We start from the raw sequence: 17,355 nt of genomic DNA on the forward strand, positions 1-17,355 counted from the left end.
GGTCATGCCTCTGCAAGAATTGCCTGTATCTGCGCCAACAGGACGTCCGGACGGCCTGTGCCGTCGACCGCCAGAACGTCATCCGGGGGTTGCAACGCCTCCAACTGGCTGTCGAGCAGCGAGACGGGCATGAAATGATCCTGGCGGGCCGCGATACGCCGCGCCAGTTCCTCTCTCGGCACGTCCAGCAGGACAAACCGGCAGGCCCGTCCGGCTCCAGCGCGCAACCCGTCCTGGACGTAGGGGGTCAGCGCCGAACAGGCGAGGATGACCCGTGCCTCCGGTCGCGCGGAGACGGCCCGGCACAGGCTGCCGACCCAGTCTGCCCGGTCAGCATCGGTGAGCGGCGTGCCAGAGGCCATCTTCTGCTTGTTGGCCGCGGAATGATGGTCGTCTGCCTCGGTAAACGGCCATCCTCCGGCCGCAGCGAGCGCTTCGGCGATCGACGATTTGCCGCTGCCGGCCACGCCCATGATGATGACGAGGTCCGTCATTTGATGGGCGTGCGCTTGCGCGGTTTCAGCTTCGTACGCTTGAACTTCTCGCCTTTCAGGGGCGACACCTTCCGGTCCGGTGCAGGGGCGGAGGCCAGTTTGCCGCTGCTGCGTGCGCCGGGCTTGCCGGGACGGGACGAGCGTTCGCCGCGCGCAGGCCGGTCCAGCCGGGCATCCCGGTCTGACCTGTCCGCTTGCTCGGGCCGTCCGGGCCGATCAGGCCGGTCCGTCCGGGGCTTGCGGGCCCGTGGCGCCTCGCCCTTCAGCAGGGCGGCGCGTTCCCGGCCACTGATCGGCCGCCATTTGCCCTCGGGCAGGCCTGCCAGTTCCAGCGGTCCGACCCGCACCCGCATCAGGTCCACCACGCGCAGATCGACCAGCTGGCACATGCGCCGGATCTGTCGGTTGCGACCTTCCCGCAAGACGAATTTCAGCTCCTGCGGTTTCAGTTGCTCGACAATGGCGGGCTTCAGCTTGCGCCCATCCAGTTCCAGGCCGTGGCGCAATTTCGCCAGCCGTTCGGGCGTGACCTCGCCCTTGACCTTGACGATATACTCCTTGTCGAGCTGGCTTTCGGGGCCGATCACGGCCTTCGCCAGAACACCATCCTCCGACAGGATGAGCAGGCCGCGTGAATCCTTGTCGAGCCGGCCCAGCGGCGCCAGCTTGTTGTAGCGGCCCGGAATGGCATGACTCTTCCCAGACAAGGACTCAGACGTGATCAGGCGCACCGCCGGGATCTCGTCACCTTCCGGCGTGCCGGACACAATGCCCACCGGCTTGTGGAAGAGGATGGACAATTGATTGTCGAGCCGGCGGGAGGCCTTCTGCGCCAAGTCCAGCGTCTGGCCGGTCTCGATCTTCTGGCCGGAAATCGCAGTCTCGCCGTTCACCTTGACGAGGCCCTGTTCGATCAGGGCATCCGCCTCGCGGCGCGAGCACACGCCTTCAAGCGCCAGCCATTTGTTGATCCGCAAGGGCTCATCGCCGGTATAGGTCTTGGTCCACGCCATGACGGGGCGCCTCCTGCACTGTTGCGGCCCGTCTTATCGGCGTGGCGCGCTGCTCGCAACTCGCGGTCGACAGGCTGGCGCATTTGCGGCATAGGCGGGCGCCCCGTTCGAAGAGCCTGTCCGATGTCTGATCCCCGCGCTGCCACCCCCGGAATTGCCTTTGCCCTGATCGTTCTGGGCACGATCCTCGGCCTGGCCGGAACCGACCTCGTTCTGCCGGCGGTGCCGTCATTGCCGGATACGCTGGGCGGCACCCAGGCAATGGCCCAGCTTGTGCTGGCGGCCTTCGTGGCGGGGGGCTGCATCGGCCTGCTGGCCTTTGGAGAACTGGGCGCCCGCATCGACCAGCGATCCCTTCTGGTGGGCTCCCTGGTCGCCTATGCGCTGGTCTCCCTGGCCTGCATGATCGCGCCCAGCCTGCCGGTCCTGGTCGGTCTGCGCTTCGTTCAGGGCCTCGCCGGATCGGCAGCCGCCGTCTTCGCGCCCGGCATGATCCGGGCCATGTTTCCGGAAGACAAGGCCGTGGGGGCACTGGGTTTCATGGCCAGCATCGAATCCCTCATCCCCGCCCTCGCGCCCGTGCTCGGCGTCTGGCTGCTGATGGCCTTCGGATGGAAAAGCTCCTTCCTCGCGCTCGGTGGGCTCAGCCTCGCAGTGGCCGCGTCGGTCGCCCTGCTGCGCCACCGGATGCCGCCACCGCCCTCCACGCGTGCGCCGGGCAGCTATGTCCGGCATCTCACCAATCCCGTCTTCCTGCGCTACGCGCTCAGCCAGGCCTTCACTCTTGGCGGGCTGCTGATCTTCGTGTTCGGCGCCCCTGCCATGATCACAAAGGGCATGAACGGCAGCCTCAATGACTTCATCATCATGCAGGTGGCAGGCATTACCTTTTTCATCATCGGGTCAAACCTGGCCGGCAAACTGACCCAGCGCTTCGGTCCGGAAACCATGATCCTGTTCGGCTCGATCCTGTCCGCCTGCGGACTGATCAGCGTTCTGGCCTTCGCCCTGCTCGGCGGCGCGGAACCGCTTGTGCTGGCAGCGCTGTTCGTCCCGGTTAACCTCGGCCTCGGCTTTCGGGGACCCCCGGGATTCTTCCGCGCCGTCATTGCGGCCCGCGGAGACGATGCGCGTGGATCCGCCCTGGTACTGGTGGCCATTCTGGTCACGGCGGCTGTCGGAACGGCCCTTGCCGCCCCGGTCGTGACACTTGGCGCAGCCCCGCTGGCGGCCGTCGCCGCTGCGGTCTCGTGTGCCTCGGTGCTCTGCCTTCTGGCCCTGCCGAAACTGGAGGCCTGAGGCCCGGTCAGGCGATGCCGAACAGGGCTTCGCTGTTCTCGAGGAAGGGGGAGCCGCCATCAGTGATGCCGGACACACGCCCCGGCGCGGTGGCCAGAACCGTCTCTGCAAAGAACCCGGCCAGCGCCAGTTGACGGGCCCGGAAGCTGCCATCTTCGCTGCGCGCCGCCACTGCGGCCCGCGTCAGGAAGTGGCCGCCAATCACATCCCCCGCCAGCGCCAGATAGGCGGTTGCCCCGGCAAGCGCCTTGGCCTGATCACGATCCTTCATCGCCTCCAGCATCCAGTCGCTTGCCTCGCGCAGGGCATCTGCCCCGGCGCGAAGACGGTCCGCAATCTGGACCAGTTGCGGATCGTTCGTGGCGCGCGCATCGGCGGCGGTTGCCTCCACCTCGCCCAGCATGACCCGCATCGACTCGCCATTGGTACCGGTCAGCTTGCGGCCGACCAGGTCGATGGCCTGAATACCATTCGTGCCCTCGTAAATCGGCGCAATCCGGGAGTCGCGATACAATTGACCAGCCAGCGTCTCATTCATGAAGCCCATGCCGCCATGGATCTGGACCCCCAGGCTGGCCACATCGACTCCCATGTCCGTACACCAGGCCTTCGCGATCGGCGTCAGCAGGTCTTCGCGCATCTTCGCAGCCTTGCGGGTTTCCTCGTCTACAGCCGCCTCGGCCAGATCTGCCGCCACGCCGCACGCATAGCAAATTGACCGAGCGGCAGCGACGCGGGCCCGCATGGTAGTCAGGGTACGGCGCACATCGGCATGGTGCAGGATCGGGGCAGGCCCGTCCACACCGGACACCTTGCCCTGCTTGCGTTCCTGAGCGTATTCGAAAGCCGTCTGATAGGCCGCTTCACCGACGGCGACTCCTTCAAGGCCGACATTCAGGCGCGCCGAGTTCATCATCGTGAACATGCAGGCAAGCCCCTTGTTCTCCTGCCCGATCAGCCAGCCCGTGGCGCCATCATATTCCATGACACAGGTCGGCGAAGCGTGGATGCCCATCTTCTTTTCCAGACCGATGCATTTCACGGCATTCCGGTCGCCCAGGCTGCCATCCGGGTTCACCATCACTTTCGGGACGATGAACAGGGAGATGCCGCGAGACCCGGCCGGCGCATCCGGCAGACGCGCGAGCACGAGATGGATGATGTTCTCGGCGATGTCATGATCGCCCCAGGTAATGTAGATTTTCTGCCCGCTGATGGCATAGCTGCCATCATCATTCGGCACCGCCTTGGTCTTCAGCGCGCCGACATCCGAACCGGCCTGCGGCTCGGTCAGATTCATCGTGCCGGTCCAGGTGCCGGCGACGAGATTTGGAAGATAGGTCTGTTTCTGGTCATCGGTGCCATGTGCGAGCAGGGCCTCGATCGCGCCGAAGCTCAGCATCGGGCAGAGACCGAACGACATGTTCGCAGCGTGGAACATTTCCATCACGGCCAGGGCCAGCGCCTTGGGCAGGCCCTGGCCGCCCCATTCTTCCGGCGCCGACAGGCCCATCCAGCCGCCGTCGCGGAACTGGGCATAGGCGTCTGCAAAGCCCGGCGCCGCCTTCACCCCGTCTTCGGTCAGTTGGGCGCCATGGGCATCTCCGACCATGTTCAACGGGGCCAGAACGTCCCGCGCCAGCTTGTTCGCTTCTTCCAGGATGGGAGAAATCAGGTCCGGGTCATAATTCGCAAAGGGCGCGAGCCCTTCCAGCCGCGAGACGCCAGCGACGGATTGAAGGGCGAATGCCATATCGCTCAGCGGGGCATCATATGCCATGGATTACTCCTAGAATCTGAATAAGTTATATCCTGCGTGACGTCTAGCGCGGGGATGGCCCGGCGCCAACTGCGCCCTATAATCACTGGGACGTTTCAAGCAGCACTCCAGGAGACTCATCATGCGCACCACCCTTCTATCCGTATCCCTGCTCGCCCTCGCCGCCTGCGGCGCGGCCGAGACCACCGCCCCGGCCGCCGAAGCGGAAACCCCGGCGACCGAAACCGCTGAAACCACCGCGGCGCCTGCAGAAACCGCAGAGCCGGCCCCGGAAATCGGCCCGGCCGGCACCTATGTGCTGGATCCGACTCACGCCTCCCTTACCTGGACCGTCGACCATTTCGGCCTGTCCAGCTACACAGCCCGCTTCACCAAGATGGACGCCACCCTGGAATTCAATCCGGACGATGCCAGCGCCACGTCCCTGACCGTCACCGTTGATCCGGCCTCCGTGGAGACCGACTATCCGGGCGATTACAAGGCCAGCCATGCCGATTCCCCGTACGAATCCTGGAACGCCCAGCTGGCTCAGGACCCGACCTATTTCAATGCCGGCGAGTATCCGGAAATTACCTTCACCTCGACCGAAGTCACCCAGACAGGCCCGTCGACCGGCACCGTCACCGGGGACCTCACTTTCCTGGGCGTGACCAAACCGGTCACCCTCGACGTCATCTACAACGGCACGGCCACGTTCCCCTGGGCGCCCGAACAGCCGAAGATCGGTTTTTCGGCCACGGGATCCCTGACCCGGTCGGAGTTCGGCCTCGACAAGATGGTGCCGAATCTCGGAGACGAGATTGAACTCACCATCGAGACGGAATTCGTCATGGCGACGCCCGCCACAGACGCCGAATAATCCGGACGACAGGACATCATGAAGGCTGAAACCTCCAGATACGCCCTCATCGCCATCACCCTGCACTGGGTGATGGCAGCCCTGCTTCTGTTCATGATCTGGCTGGGCTGGAACATGGACGATCACGAAGCACGCTATCAGCTGCACAAATCGGTCGGCATCCTCTTGCTGTTCCTGACCGTGGTGCGGGTGATCTGGCGGGCCATGAACCCGCCACCCCCATTGCCTGAAGAGATGCCGGCCCATGAGAAGCTGGCCTCGCATCTGGTGCATATGGCGTTCTACGGCCTCATGATCCTTCTGCCGCTGGCCGGCTGGTTGCTGGTCTCAACCTCGAAATTCAAGGTGCCGACCGTTCTGTTCGGCACGATCAGCTGGCCCCACCTGCCCGCGCCGGATTTCCTGCGCGGCGATCTTGCCCATGCCATTCTGGAAAACATCCATTCGAAAGGTGCCTGGGTCCTGATCATCCTGCTCGGCCTGCATGTGGCCGGCGCGGTGAAACACGAGATTGGCGGCGAGGAGGGCGTGCTGAAGAAGATGCTGCCCGGCCTGTTTGGCAAGGTCGCCCCGCCGAAAACGGCGCGCGGATATCTTCGCGCCTTCGGCACAGCCATCATTGCCTTTGCGCTGATCGCACTCATTCCGATTGCCGGATCCGGCCCGTCCGACGCCGCCCCTGCGGAATCCGCCCCCGTCGCAGAAGGGGAGGCCGACAATCTGTCCCCCAACTGGACCGTCAATTACGAGCAGTCGGAAATCCGCTTTACCGGGGAGTATGACGGAGCCGGGTTTACCGGCACATTCGGCGACTGGACGGCAGACATCGAATTCCATCCGGACGACCTTGCGGGCTCTGAAGCCCTCGTCACGGTCCGCACCGCCACCGCAGATGCCGGCAAGAAGCTCTACAATGACAGCCTGAAGGGCCAGGAATGGTTTGACACGAACACGTTCCCGGAAGCCCGTATCAGGCTGGACAATTTCCGTGAGACCGACACCGGCTACACTGCGGACGCAACCATTTCTCTCAAGACCGAACTCGTCACCGTCCCGCTCGACTTTACACTCGACATCGATGGCGACATCGCCACGCTGAACGCAACCACGGTCATGAACCGGAAGGCGTTCGATCTTGGTCAGGCCTCGGACCCTGCCGGCACATGGGTGGGTGAGGATGTCACCGTGACGGTCACCGGTACGGCCAGCCGCAATTAGGTGATGCAGCGACTTCCGGGCAGCGCGCGCGGGTGCTAAGGGCGCCCGCATGACTGCCATCGCGCCTCTTCAGCCCGGTCCGATCGATCTTGCCGCAAGTTTCCTGCGCAAGGGCGGGCTTGTGGCCATGCCGACAGAAACCGTCTACGGGCTGGCCTGCGACGCTGCCAATCCGGACGCGGTGGCCCGGCTCTATGCTGCCAAGGGGCGTCCGCACTTCAATCCGCTGATCGCACATGTCGCCACCCTGGACATGGCCCGGCGCGAAGCCGTCTTTTCGGAGACCGCTCTGGCCCTTGCCGAACGTTTCTGGCCCGGCCCGCTCACCCTCGTCCTGCCGGTCGCCGAGAGTGGCACTGTGTGTGACCTGGCGCGATCCGGTCTCGACACGATCGCCATCCGCATGCCCGCCCATCCCGGCGCGCGCCAGCTGATCGCCGCCTTCGGCCGCCCGGTCGTCGCTCCGTCGGCAAACCGGTCCGGCCATGTCAGCCCGACCCGCGCCGAACACGTCAAGGCAGACCTTGATGGCAAGCTGGACCTGATCCTCGATGGCGGCCCCTGCACACAGGGGATCGAGTCCACCATCATGTCCCTGGTCAGCAAACAGCCCGTCCTGCTGCGCGCGGGCGCGGTGGACACGCCGACGCTGGAAGACTTCCTCGGTGTTCCCCTCCAGCGTCCCGGCAGCGCCGATGGAATTTCTGCGCCCGGCCAGTTGAAAAGCCACTATGCCCCGAACGCCAGGCTTCGCCTCAACGCCGACGCCCCGGAAGCAGGGGAGGCCTGGCTGGGCTTCGGGCCGGATGTGCATGGCGGCGCAAACCTCTCGCCCACCGGCAGCCTGACCGAAGCGGCCGCCAATCTGTTTGCCTTGCTGCGTGAACTCGACTCGCGAGCGGACCGCATCGCCGTGGCACGCATTCCCGAAGACGGCCTTGGTGAAGCGATCAATGACCGTCTCGCCCGCGCTGCGCACCGGGAATGAGACCGGCTTGCCAGATCGCCCCATCGAATTTTCGCGCGAAAAAGACTAGGCTTGCGCCATGACACAGCTCAGCCCGGACTTCCTCACCGCCGCCAAGGACCTGCTCGGCTCCGCCGGATGGAGCATGGATTCAGAGGACCTCGACAGGGTGACGAGCCCGTGGCGCGGCACCTACAAGGGCAACACACCCTTCCTCGCCAAGCCGGCCACGACCGAGGAGACCGCCGCGCTGGTCAGCTTGTGCAACCGGCACGGCGTCGCCATGACGCCCCAGGGCGGCAATACGGGTCTGGTCGATGCCGGCACGCCGCATGGCGAGATCTGCATCTCTCTGCAGCGCATGACGGCGATCCGCTCGGTGGATGCCTTCAACAATTCGCTGGTCATCGAGGCAGGCGCGCCGCTGGTCACCGCACAGCAGGCGGCGGACGAGGCGCGGCGGCTGTTTCCGCTCTCGCTCGGATCGGAAGGCACAGCCACGATCGGCGGCCTGATCTCTACCAATGCCGGCGGCGTGGCGGTTCTGCGCTATGGCATGATGCGGGACCTGATCCTCGGCCTTGAAGTCGTGTTGCCGACCGGGGAAGTCCTGAACGGCCTGTCCGGCCTGCGCAAGAACAATACCGGTTATGATTTGAAACACCTGTTCGCCGGCGCAGAGGGCACGCTCGGCATCATCACGGCGGCGACGCTGAAACTGTTCCCGAAGGTCCAGCGCGCCAGCGCCTGGGTGACCTGCGAAACCCCGGACGATGTCGTGAAGCTCCTGTCGCTGGTCCGGGACCATGCCGGCGACACGGTGACCAGTTTCGAAATCATTCCAGCCAATGCCATCGCCATGGTACAGGCAGATGTGCCGGGCACGCGCGATCCGCTGCCGTCGGACCTGCCTTGGCGGGTGCTGATGGAAATCTCCATGTCGCGCACGGCGCATGCCCGCGACCTGCTGGAGGATGCGCTGGCCGCTGCCTATGAGGATGGCCTGATCCGGGACGCGATCCTGGCCGAGAGCGTCGCGCAGGCGGAAAGCTTCTGGCATATTCGCGAGACGATCCCGCTGTCCAAACGCGCCTATGGCACGGCCCTGAACCAGGACATCTCCGTCCCTGTCAGCCGCATCCCGGACTTCATCGAGGCGTGCAATGCCGCTGTGCTTGAAAAATACCCGACAGCTGAATTCGTCATTTTTGGCCATGTCGGCGATGGCAATCTGCATTATTCCGTCTGCGAACCGGCGGGCGCCGAACACCCGGTCCTGAAAGGTCAGGACGAGGCCGTGTTCCGGATCATCTACGATCAGGTCATGGCGTTTGATGGCTCCATCAGCGCCGAGCATGGTGTCGGCCGTCTCAAGCGCGATGAGCTGGAACGCATCCGTCCGCCCGCGGCCACGGCCACGATGCGCGCCATCAAGCGGGCGCTTGATCCGGAAAACCTGATGAATCCGGGCCGCGTCATCAAGACTTGACCCTGCGGGGCCTTGCCTTCGGGCGGTATGACGTTAGCCTTGTCGCCAGAGTGGTGGGAGAAGAGACATGCGGACTTTCGCGCTGGGCTTCGGCCTGATGACCTTGCTTGCGGCATGCGCACCGGACTCGCCGATGGTTGGCGGTCCGTGCAGCTATGAATCCTCGATCATCACGGCCACAGTTGCCGAAGTCGAGGAAGACGGCGCGGTCTTCAACGGTCCGGAAGGTGAGTTCTGGGTCTCCGCATCCTATCTGGGCACACCGCCCAAGGTCGGCGACACACTGACCCTGCGCCTGGATCGCATTGTGGAGGGCACCTGCACACCGGAAATCTTTTCCGTCATCGATCCGGACAGCAGCGACGCCGACTGATCACCACATTGCGCAGGGCCGCGTCATGAAACCTCCCACCTCGGTCAGCACACTGTCGGACTTTGGCCGGGCCCGCCTCTCGAAATCGTTCTTCATGCGGGACTTCCTGTTTTCCGACATTGCCGCCCTGCACGGCTTTGCAAACATTCCCGGGGATCCAGATCTGGCCATCGCCGCCGGAACCCGGCTGTGTACCGAACTGCTCGAACCGCTCCAGGATGTGTTCGGCCGGGTCGCCATCCGATCGGCCTACCGGTCACCGGAAGTCAACGGCTTTGGCAACCAGATGCAGAAAGCCGGCAAGGCCGGATACAATTGCGCGTCAAACGAGAGCAACCACGCTCACCACATCTGGGACAGGCGCGACGCAGAGGGCAATATGGGCGCGACGGCCTGTATCGTCATCCCGGCTTTTCATGACGCCTTCTCCGGAGAAGGGGACTGGCAGAAGCTGGCCTGGTGGATCCACGACCATCTGCCGTATTCGACGCTGTATTTCTTCCCAAAGCTCTGGGCCGTGAACATACAATGGCGGGAAAATCCTGTCCGGCAGATCGACAGCTACACAAAGCCGAGGGGACGGCTGACTTCCCCCGGAATGCCAAACCACGCCGCATCGCATGAAGCAGACTGGGCCATCTTGCGGGACGTTTTCCCCGGCGCGTGACGCAGGTCAGCCTCGCCGCCCGAACAGGCGTTCTATGTCGGCCAGTTTCAGTTCCACATAGGTCGGCCGGCCGTGATTGCACTGGCCTGAGTGCGGCGTGGCCTCCATCTGGCGCAGCAACGCGTTCATCTCCTCGCCATTGAGGCGACGACCGGCCCGAACCGAACCGCGGCATGCCATATTGCCCATCACTTCCTCGAACCGCTCCTTCAGGGCAAGCCCGGCATCATATTCGGCAAAATCATCGGCAAGGTCGCGGATCAGTCCCATCGCATCCATTTCGCCGAACAGGGCCGGGGTCGCCCGCACGCAGATCGCACCAGCGCCAAAGGGTTCAATCTCCAAACCGAGTTCAGCCAGTTCGTCTGCACGCTCCAGCACACGGGCGGCTTCGTCTTCGGAGAGTTCCACCACGTCCGGAATCAACAGCGCCTGCCGTTTCACGCCGCCAGCCGCCATCTGCCGCTTCATGTCTTCATAGACGAGGCGCTCATGTGCGGCGTGCTGATCGACAATGACGATCCCGTCCGCCGTCTGCGCCACGACATAGGTTTCGTGCAATTGCGCGCGGGCCACGCCAAGCGGAAAGTCGCCAGGCACGCCCTGCGCGGGCGTGGCCCCGGGCTCCACACGCGCCGAGGGGGCCCCATCGTGGCGAAAGACAGGGGGCGGGGCTTCGCTCAGCCCGTGCAGGGCCGCAGCGGACGGCGGCAGGGGCTGGTCCAGATCCGGCCCGACGGGTTGGCGATAATAGGACGAGGGCGAAGCCTGGCGTTCTGGTGCCGGCGGCACGGACCAGAGATTCGGAGAAGTCGCCTCCTCGATCTTCACCTTGCCGAGGGCGTAGTTTGCTACGGTGGTGGAGGCCCGGTGCCCGGCCGCTGCTAAGGCATGGCGCAGCGCACCAATCATCAGCCCTCGCACATTCCCTGCGTCCCGGAAGCGGACTTCCGTCTTCGCCGGATGCACGTTCACATCGACATATTCCGGATCCAGATCCACGAACAGGGCGGCCAGCGGGTGACGGTCCCGCGCCAGGAAATCCTGATACGCCGCCCGGATGACACCATTCAGCATCCGGTCCTTCACCGGCCGGCCATTGACGAACAGGAACTGCATCTGCGCATTGCCGCGGTTCAGCGTCGGCAGCCCGGCAAATCCGCTGAGGCGCACGCCTTCGCGTTCCGCATCGATTTCAAGGGCGTTCTCACGGAAGTCCCGCCCCATGATTGCGCCCAGCCTTGCCAATTGCCCGGCCGCACCTTCCGCTTCGGCGGCATATCTCAGGGAGTTGCGGCCATTGTTCTCCAGCGAGATCGCCACATGCGGATTGGCCATGGCCAGCCGTTTCACCGTGTCGGTCACGGCCATCGCTTCGGCGCGTTCGCCCTTCATGAATTTCAGCCGGGCGGGCGTTGCATAGAACAGGTCCCGCACTTCGATCCGCGTTCCGGTCTCGCCGCGCCCGGTAAACGCTGCCGGGCGGGGGCCTTCCATCCGTCCGGCCTCGACAAACACTTCCGCAGCATCCTCGCCTGCGGCACGCGAGGAAATGCTGCACCGGCTGACGGAGGCAATCGACGGCAACGCTTCGCCGCGAAACCCCATCGTATGGATGTTGAGCAGATCAACCCGTCCGCCATCATCCGGGACGAGTTTTGACGTGGCGTGCCGCTCCAGAGCGACCAGCAGGTCATCGGCAGACATGCCACAACCATCATCCTCGATGATGATCCGCTTCAGGCCGCCGGCCTCGATCGATACCGAAATGCGCCGCGCCCCCGCATCAAGGGCGTTCTCGACCAGTTCCTTGACCGCCGCAGCCGGGCGTTCGACCACTTCACCGGCCGCAATCCGGTTCACGACATCGGGGGGCAGCTTGCGTATTTCGGGGCGGGATCGGACGGAATCAGCCATTCCTCCAGCATATCGCGATGCGGCGTGCTTGTCCCTGCCTGCCCGCAGGCCCGGCACGCCAGTGTACGCGGCGGCCACTTGACGCAGGCCGGTTGCCTTCCGCCCGGTTACCTCACAAAGTGCGGCCAGACCTTTCGGAGCCTGACCTGACATGAAGATGATTTCCTCCATCGCAATCGCCGCCCTTGTGGGGCTTGCTGCCTGTGGCGGCTCGGATGCCCCCGCAAATGAAACGCCTGCTGAGCCCGCTCCGGCCGCGGCCACCCCGGCCGCCACGCCCGCACCCGCGGCGCCTGCAACGGACGCCCCATCGCCCTTCGCGGCCCTGCCTGCACCCTACAACACGGCAGACTATGCGCGCGGCCGCCGGACATGGAAACTCTGCCAGTCCTGCCACCTGACCGCCGAAGGCGCCGGCAATCTGGTCGGCCCAAACCTGCATGGCCTGTTCGGTCGCGAAGCCGGTACGCTGGACGGTTTTGCCTATTCTCCGGCCCTGCAGGAAGCCGATTTCGTCTGGACCCCGGAACAGGTCGATCATTGGCTCGAAAATCCGCGCACCTTCCTGCCCGGCAACCGCATGACCTTTGCGGGCGTCCGCAAGCCTGAAGACCGGATCGCGGTTGTCGCCTATCTGATGAGCGAAACCGGATATGACGCCGCCGCGATGCCGGACACGGCGGAGGAATAGGCCTCCGGCTTCAGTGCCGGAAACTGACGGCGAGCAGCACGGCCTGCTCGTCGAACTCCCCGGCAAACTCCTGACGGTACCCCACGGCCAGATCGGCCCAGTCGAAATGATAGCCCAGCTTGGTCTCGTACTTGCTGGAATCGGCCGTGTCGCTACCGCGCTCGATCCATAACTGCTGGCCGAGGAACAGATTCTGCCAGAGATCGACGCCATAGCCGATCTCTGCCCGGTGACGGACGCACCCGTCCTCGTAGCGCACCGACACCGCGTCCGCGAAGGCATGGAAATTCCGTCCTCCGCGCAAGCCGGACAGGCCACCACTCACACGGATTTCCCCACCCCAGCTGTCACAGCCGAACACGCCGCCCACCGAATTGCCTTCCAGAAGGCCGGCCTCAACCCCGATGGCCCAGCCCTTGTGATCCACCAATTGGCGGCGCAGCGTGGCGCGCCAGGCCGTGCGGTCGAACTGGCTGCCCGCCGTTTCGTAGGCCACCGCTTCCGATTTCGCCGTCACAGACCAGCCGGGGGCCAGCCCATATTCGCCATAGAGTTCCACGCGGTTTCCGCGAATGCCTTCCAGTTCTTCCGCAGTTAGCACAGCCTGCGCATACCAGCCGCCTTCCGGCTGGGCCCACGGACCCGCCCATGCCGGGCCCGTCACGGCCATCGCCAGCAAGAAACATCCCGAACCCCTCATGGCATCGCAACCTAATCACGAAATCCAGGGTTGAAAACTCATTTCCGCTCCCGGCGTGCCGCAAAGATCGCATGTCGCACGCACGAAAAAGCCCCCACCTGACCAGGCGGGGGCTTTTGCAAGACGCGTGAAGCGTGGCTCCTAGAGACGGAAACGGATCTGGTCTGACCAGAAACGCTCAAGGCGCGAGATGGTCTTGTTAAGCTGGGACAGGTCATCCGGACGGACGCTGGCGGTCGGCTCCAGGGCACCGGCCTGCTTTTCGAACAGGGCTTCGACCCGCTTGCGGACTTTGAGGCCGCGCTCGGTCAGGCTGAGCGTGACGGTGCGCTTGTCATCCTCGGAACGCGTCTGAATGAGATAGCCGCCTTCCTGCAGTTTCTTGACGTTGTAGGACAGGCTGGTGCCGGCAAAGGCGCCGCGAGCACGCAGAACAGACGCCGGGGCCTCGCCTTCACCAATTTCATAAAGCAGCAGGGCCTGAACACCGGTCAGGGACCGTTCGCCGCCGCGCTCCAGATCGTCTTTGACAACATCGTGAAGACGACGGTGCGCCTGCTCAAGCAAAGACAAAGACTTCAGGAAGGATTCACCAAGACTATTGTTCGCAGTTTCCTGCGTTTCTGCAATCATCATACTCACCACCACTCAATTTATTTTACTCAACTTTTGTTGTAGTTTGAGTAGAAGTACAGCATCATTCCTAATGAATTGATAAGCATACCCTTTTCGGAAGACTAGAAGGTTAACAAACGGCCGAATACATTAACCGTTACTATTGCGTAACGATTTAGTGGACCGCAGCCTTTCGTGAATTCAAATATTCGATTGCAGGTCAGGCAAACGTGTCGGCCATGCTCCGGGCCCCGTATTTCGGACTCGGGCCATGCACATTCTCTTCTGGCCGGCTGTCGATGAACATGAAGACCAGCACGATCAGGCCGCCGATATAGGGGATCAGGTTCAGCAGATACATCCAGCCGGACAGGTCCTGGTCGTGGAACCGACGTACGGTGACCGCGATGCCGGGAATGATGGTGTAAAGCCACCAGAGGACCGTGAAGATCGGCAGGAAGTATCCATCGGAGTCATCCACGCCGAATACTGCCAGTGTCAGAATGGTGTCCAGTATGAGCGCAACAAAGAACGTCAGAATGTAGAACAGGATAAAGCCCCAATACTCCTGTCGGCGCGCGCGGCCATGGAACTGGAAGTAATTGGAGGACAGGCACCGGAGAAAATAGGTCCAGATGCCGTCACTCTTCACTGCCGGGATTCGGGCATAGGCCGGCGCCGCCGCAGCAGCCATGGGCGCCTGCGCCGGAGCAGCCGCTGCCGCTTGCGCCCCGCGCGGCTGAAGCAGGTAGATGTCACGCGCTTCATCGCCCATGGCCACGAAATCAACTTCATGGCCCTGCACCAGCCGGTTGTCATCGCGCACCTGCGCCTGAGAGAATTTGTAGCGTGCGCCATCATCCCCAAGAATGATGCCGAGCCCCTCGGCGGAATCCGCCTTCAAAACCTGTCCGCGCATGCCTGCTCCTGAATCGCCCCATCAAAACTGGCGGCACTATTTCAAGACAGGCAGCGGGGCTCAATCCCCAAAGGTCAATTCATCGGCCCCAAGCTGCTCGAAATATGCCGCGACATCTGCCTCGCTGACCTCCTCCAGCGTCGCGGGCTGCCATTTCGGGTCATTGTCCTTGTCGATGATCACGGCGCGCACGCCTTCGAGGAAGTCATGGCTCTGCACCTTGCGCCAGCCAATGCGGTACTCCATCCGCATATTGTCCTCGAAGGTTTCCATCTTTGCGCCTTCACGCACCTGGCGCAGCGCCACCTTCACCGTCTCCGGCGACTTGGTGCGAAGGGTAGCCGCCTGCTCCACGGCCCAGTCATCGCCGGAAGCCTCCAATGCCGCGACAATCTCCTCGGCCGTCTCCCGGGCAAAGCACGCATCGATCACCTCGCGATGAGCCTCGAAACTGCCCGGCGGGACAGCATGGGTCAGACCCCGCAGGATCTCGTTCAGCATCTCGGCCGCGCCAACGGAGAAGTCGGCACTTTCCACCTGCTTCTTCAAATTCGGGATCAGTTCGGACGGCAGATAATGGGTCGCCACGCGCGCAGCCGCCACGTCCACACCCTTCAGGCGCGCACCGGTCAGGGCGAGCCAGGTACCAAGTTCGCCGGACAGTCGCGGCAGGAACCAGCCACCGCCGACATCCGGGAACAGGCCGATCCCGGTTTCCGGCATGGCGAACAGGGTGCGCTCAGTCGCAACGCGATGGGAGCCGTGCACCGACAAGCCGACCCCGCCGCCCATCGTCACACCGTCCATGATGGCCAGCACCGGCTTGGGAAAAGTCTTCAGCGCGGCATTCATGCGGTATTCGACACGGAAGAAGGCCCGCGCCTCGCCGGCATCGCCTGCGCCACTTTCGGCCAGCATGCGAATGTCCCCCCCGGCACAGAACCCCCGCGTGCCGTCCTCATGATCAATCATGACCAGGTAGACGGTGGGATCCTCGGCCCAACGCTCCAGCGCCGCCAGAATCGTGTCGCACATCGGCGCATTCAGCGCGTGCAGCGCCTTCGGACGGGTCAGCGTGATGCGGCCCACACCGCGATGGACCTCGACCGATACCTCATTCGACATGTTCTATCCCTTTGTCTCCGCCGGCCCGGGCCGGTCTCACTTTTACGGCCATACCCCTACAGGGGTCGCAGTCGGGATCAAGCCCGCAGCGCAAGGGAGAACACCTAGCGCGATAGCCAATCCGTATCGCAATGCCAGCACGCTTCCGCGCTGCCCGCCCCGATCGGGCTGCCGGGCGGAATGTCGATCGCGCTGGAAGACGGTGGCGCGGCCGGTGATGGTCGGTCGAGATGCGCCCCTATGCGCCGGGCCAGCTCCATGCGCACCGCTGCGTCGCTGTCCGGCATGCGGCGTTGCCGCTTCGACAGACGTCCCTCCAATCCCGCCAGATAGGCATTGGTCTGCATCACCACTTCCGGCGTCGCCTGCCCGTTCCCGGACAAATCGATCAGGGTGGAGACATAACGCACCTGTTCCCGGTGCAGGATCCCGGCCTGGCGCGGGCTGGAGACCGTGCGGAACACCGCGCCCTCCAATGCCTGAAGCACGTCATCATAGCCCAGCGCAGAGGTGTCCCGCCGCCGGGTCTCGATCAGTCGCGCCACACGCTGCGGATGCAGCACCGCGCTCAGCGTCATGGAGGCGGCTGTATCCGCTGCGGCCAGCAAATCGAACATCGCGCCGGTCTCGCCGGGGAAATATTCCGCACCGGCATTTGCCCCGCGAAACGACACCATGGGCGGGGTCAGCAGGTTCAGCGTGTCATCCGGCAGGTCCAGAGCCGCCGGGTCCAGGGTTGCCACCAGCGCATCCAGTGCCGCCTTCTGTCGCGCCGCAGGAACCGCCGTCCCGGCCAGATCGGCTTCGCCCGTCTCGGCATAATGGAAATCATAACCGCCAATCATCTTGGCTGCGGCATTCACCTGATAACGGTGATACAGATAGATCGGCACGATCACCGCCCGCAGGCCCGAACTCGGCTGACCCGTCCGCAACACATCTGCGCCGAACCGGTCCAGCGCCACCTGTCGCACCTGCATTACTTCCGTCAGCGCAGCCACGGGATCGGCGCCATTGTCCCAGACGCTGGCATGCGGGTGCGCCGTCCCCACGCCGCGCCCCTGCGGATCATCGATAAAACGCAGCCCGCCGGCCCGCGCCGATTCCAGCAGCGCATCTCCCGCAGCATCCTCATCCGTCCCGTCCGGATACTGGCGGTACAGCCACATCGTGGCCACCTTGTCCCACTCGCCGATGCCGGTGTCATAGGCAGCGGAGAAATCGAGATC

The 17,355-nt window shown here is 64.0% G+C and carries 17 protein-coding genes; 8 read left to right on the forward strand and 9 right to left on the reverse strand.

The window, feature by feature from the left end:
- Positions 1-2: 2 nt before the first annotated feature.
- A complete protein-coding gene (locus tag HF955_RS18335) occupies positions 3-494 on the reverse strand; it encodes a gluconokinase, GntK/IdnK-type (RefSeq protein ID WP_291077013.1) in 492 nt (163 codons plus the stop codon).
- Positions 491-1,507: a pseudouridine synthase gene (locus HF955_RS18340; RefSeq protein ID WP_291077014.1), complete on the reverse strand. Its 1,017-nt coding sequence runs from the start codon at positions 1,505-1,507 to the stop codon at positions 491-493. Before HF955_RS18340 ends, HF955_RS18335 begins: the two co-directional genes overlap by 4 nt.
- A 123-nt stretch (positions 1,508-1,630) precedes the next feature.
- Here HF955_RS18340 and HF955_RS18345 point away from each other — a divergent pair, with 123 nt between their 5' ends.
- Positions 1,631-2,806: an MFS transporter gene (locus tag HF955_RS18345; RefSeq protein ID WP_291077015.1), complete on the forward strand. Its 1,176-nt coding sequence runs from the start codon at positions 1,631-1,633 to the stop codon at positions 2,804-2,806.
- Positions 2,807-2,813: 7 nt separating this feature from the next.
- Here HF955_RS18345 and HF955_RS18350 read toward each other — a convergent pair whose 3' ends face one another.
- Positions 2,814-4,586 carry an acyl-CoA dehydrogenase gene (locus HF955_RS18350; protein ID WP_291077016.1) on the reverse strand — a complete coding sequence of 591 codons (1,773 nt, stop codon included), beginning with the start codon at positions 4,584-4,586 and terminating at the stop codon, positions 2,814-2,816.
- Between the two features lie 121 nt (positions 4,587-4,707).
- Here HF955_RS18350 and HF955_RS18355 point away from each other — a divergent pair, with 121 nt between their 5' ends.
- The 6 genes from HF955_RS18355 (at position 4,708) to HF955_RS18380 (ending at position 10,159) form a co-directional block, all read left to right on the forward strand.
- Positions 4,708-5,445: a YceI family protein gene (locus HF955_RS18355; protein WP_291077017.1), complete on the forward strand. Its 738-nt coding sequence runs from the start codon at positions 4,708-4,710 to the stop codon at positions 5,443-5,445.
- Positions 5,446-5,463: 18 nt separating this feature from the next.
- Complete coding sequence (locus HF955_RS18360; RefSeq protein WP_291077018.1) at positions 5,464-6,663, forward strand: cytochrome b/b6 domain-containing protein; 1,200 nt, start codon at positions 5,464-5,466, stop codon at positions 6,661-6,663.
- Positions 6,664-6,712: 49 nt separating this feature from the next.
- Complete coding sequence (locus tag HF955_RS18365; RefSeq protein ID WP_291077019.1) at positions 6,713-7,651, forward strand: L-threonylcarbamoyladenylate synthase; 939 nt, start codon at positions 6,713-6,715, stop codon at positions 7,649-7,651.
- A gap of 58 nt (positions 7,652-7,709) precedes the next feature.
- A complete protein-coding gene (locus HF955_RS18370; RefSeq protein WP_291077020.1) occupies positions 7,710-9,119 on the forward strand; it encodes an FAD-binding oxidoreductase in 1,410 nt (469 codons plus the stop codon).
- A gap of 67 nt (positions 9,120-9,186) precedes the next feature.
- On the forward strand, positions 9,187-9,492 hold the full coding sequence (locus HF955_RS18375) for a hypothetical protein (RefSeq protein WP_291077021.1): 306 nt from the start codon (positions 9,187-9,189) through the stop codon (positions 9,490-9,492).
- A gap of 25 nt (positions 9,493-9,517) precedes the next feature.
- A complete protein-coding gene (locus HF955_RS18380; RefSeq protein WP_291077022.1) occupies positions 9,518-10,159 on the forward strand; it encodes a hypothetical protein in 642 nt (213 codons plus the stop codon).
- A 6-nt stretch (positions 10,160-10,165) separates the two neighbouring features.
- Here the strand turns inward: HF955_RS18380 and mutL are convergent, their stop codons facing one another.
- A complete protein-coding gene (mutL, locus tag HF955_RS18385; protein WP_291077023.1) occupies positions 10,166-12,076 on the reverse strand; it encodes a DNA mismatch repair endonuclease MutL in 1,911 nt (636 codons plus the stop codon).
- 151 nt (positions 12,077-12,227) lie between these two features.
- Here mutL and HF955_RS18390 point away from each other — a divergent pair, with 151 nt between their 5' ends.
- The gene (locus HF955_RS18390) at positions 12,228-12,767 is read left to right on the forward strand and encodes a cytochrome c family protein (protein ID WP_291077024.1); all 540 of its coding nucleotides are present in this window, start codon (positions 12,228-12,230) and stop codon (positions 12,765-12,767) included.
- Positions 12,768-12,777: 10 nt separating this feature from the next.
- Here HF955_RS18390 and HF955_RS18395 read toward each other — a convergent pair whose 3' ends face one another.
- The 5 genes from HF955_RS18395 to HF955_RS18415 form a co-directional block, all read right to left on the reverse strand.
- Positions 12,778-13,467 carry a hypothetical protein gene (locus HF955_RS18395; RefSeq protein ID WP_291077025.1) on the reverse strand — a complete coding sequence of 230 codons (690 nt, stop codon included), beginning with the start codon at positions 13,465-13,467 and terminating at the stop codon, positions 12,778-12,780.
- Positions 13,468-13,608: 141 nt separating this feature from the next.
- On the reverse strand, positions 13,609-14,103 hold the full coding sequence (locus HF955_RS18400; RefSeq protein WP_291077026.1) for a MarR family transcriptional regulator: 495 nt from the start codon (positions 14,101-14,103) through the stop codon (positions 13,609-13,611).
- A 199-nt stretch (positions 14,104-14,302) separates the two neighbouring features.
- Positions 14,303-15,001 (reverse strand): DUF805 domain-containing protein, encoded by a 699-nt coding sequence (locus HF955_RS18405; RefSeq protein ID WP_291077027.1) that lies wholly within the window; start codon positions 14,999-15,001, stop codon positions 14,303-14,305.
- Between the two features lie 60 nt (positions 15,002-15,061).
- Complete coding sequence (locus HF955_RS18410) at positions 15,062-16,126, reverse strand: enoyl-CoA hydratase/isomerase family protein (protein ID WP_291077028.1); 1,065 nt, start codon at positions 16,124-16,126, stop codon at positions 15,062-15,064.
- Between the two features lie 104 nt (positions 16,127-16,230).
- The coding region (locus HF955_RS18415; RefSeq protein WP_291077029.1) for a zinc-dependent metalloprotease at positions 16,231-17,355 on the reverse strand (1,125 nt) is incomplete at its 5' end.

Source organism: Hyphomonas sp. (genome assembly GCF_017792385.1).
Classification (GTDB): Bacteria; Pseudomonadota; Alphaproteobacteria; order Caulobacterales; family Hyphomonadaceae; genus Hyphomonas.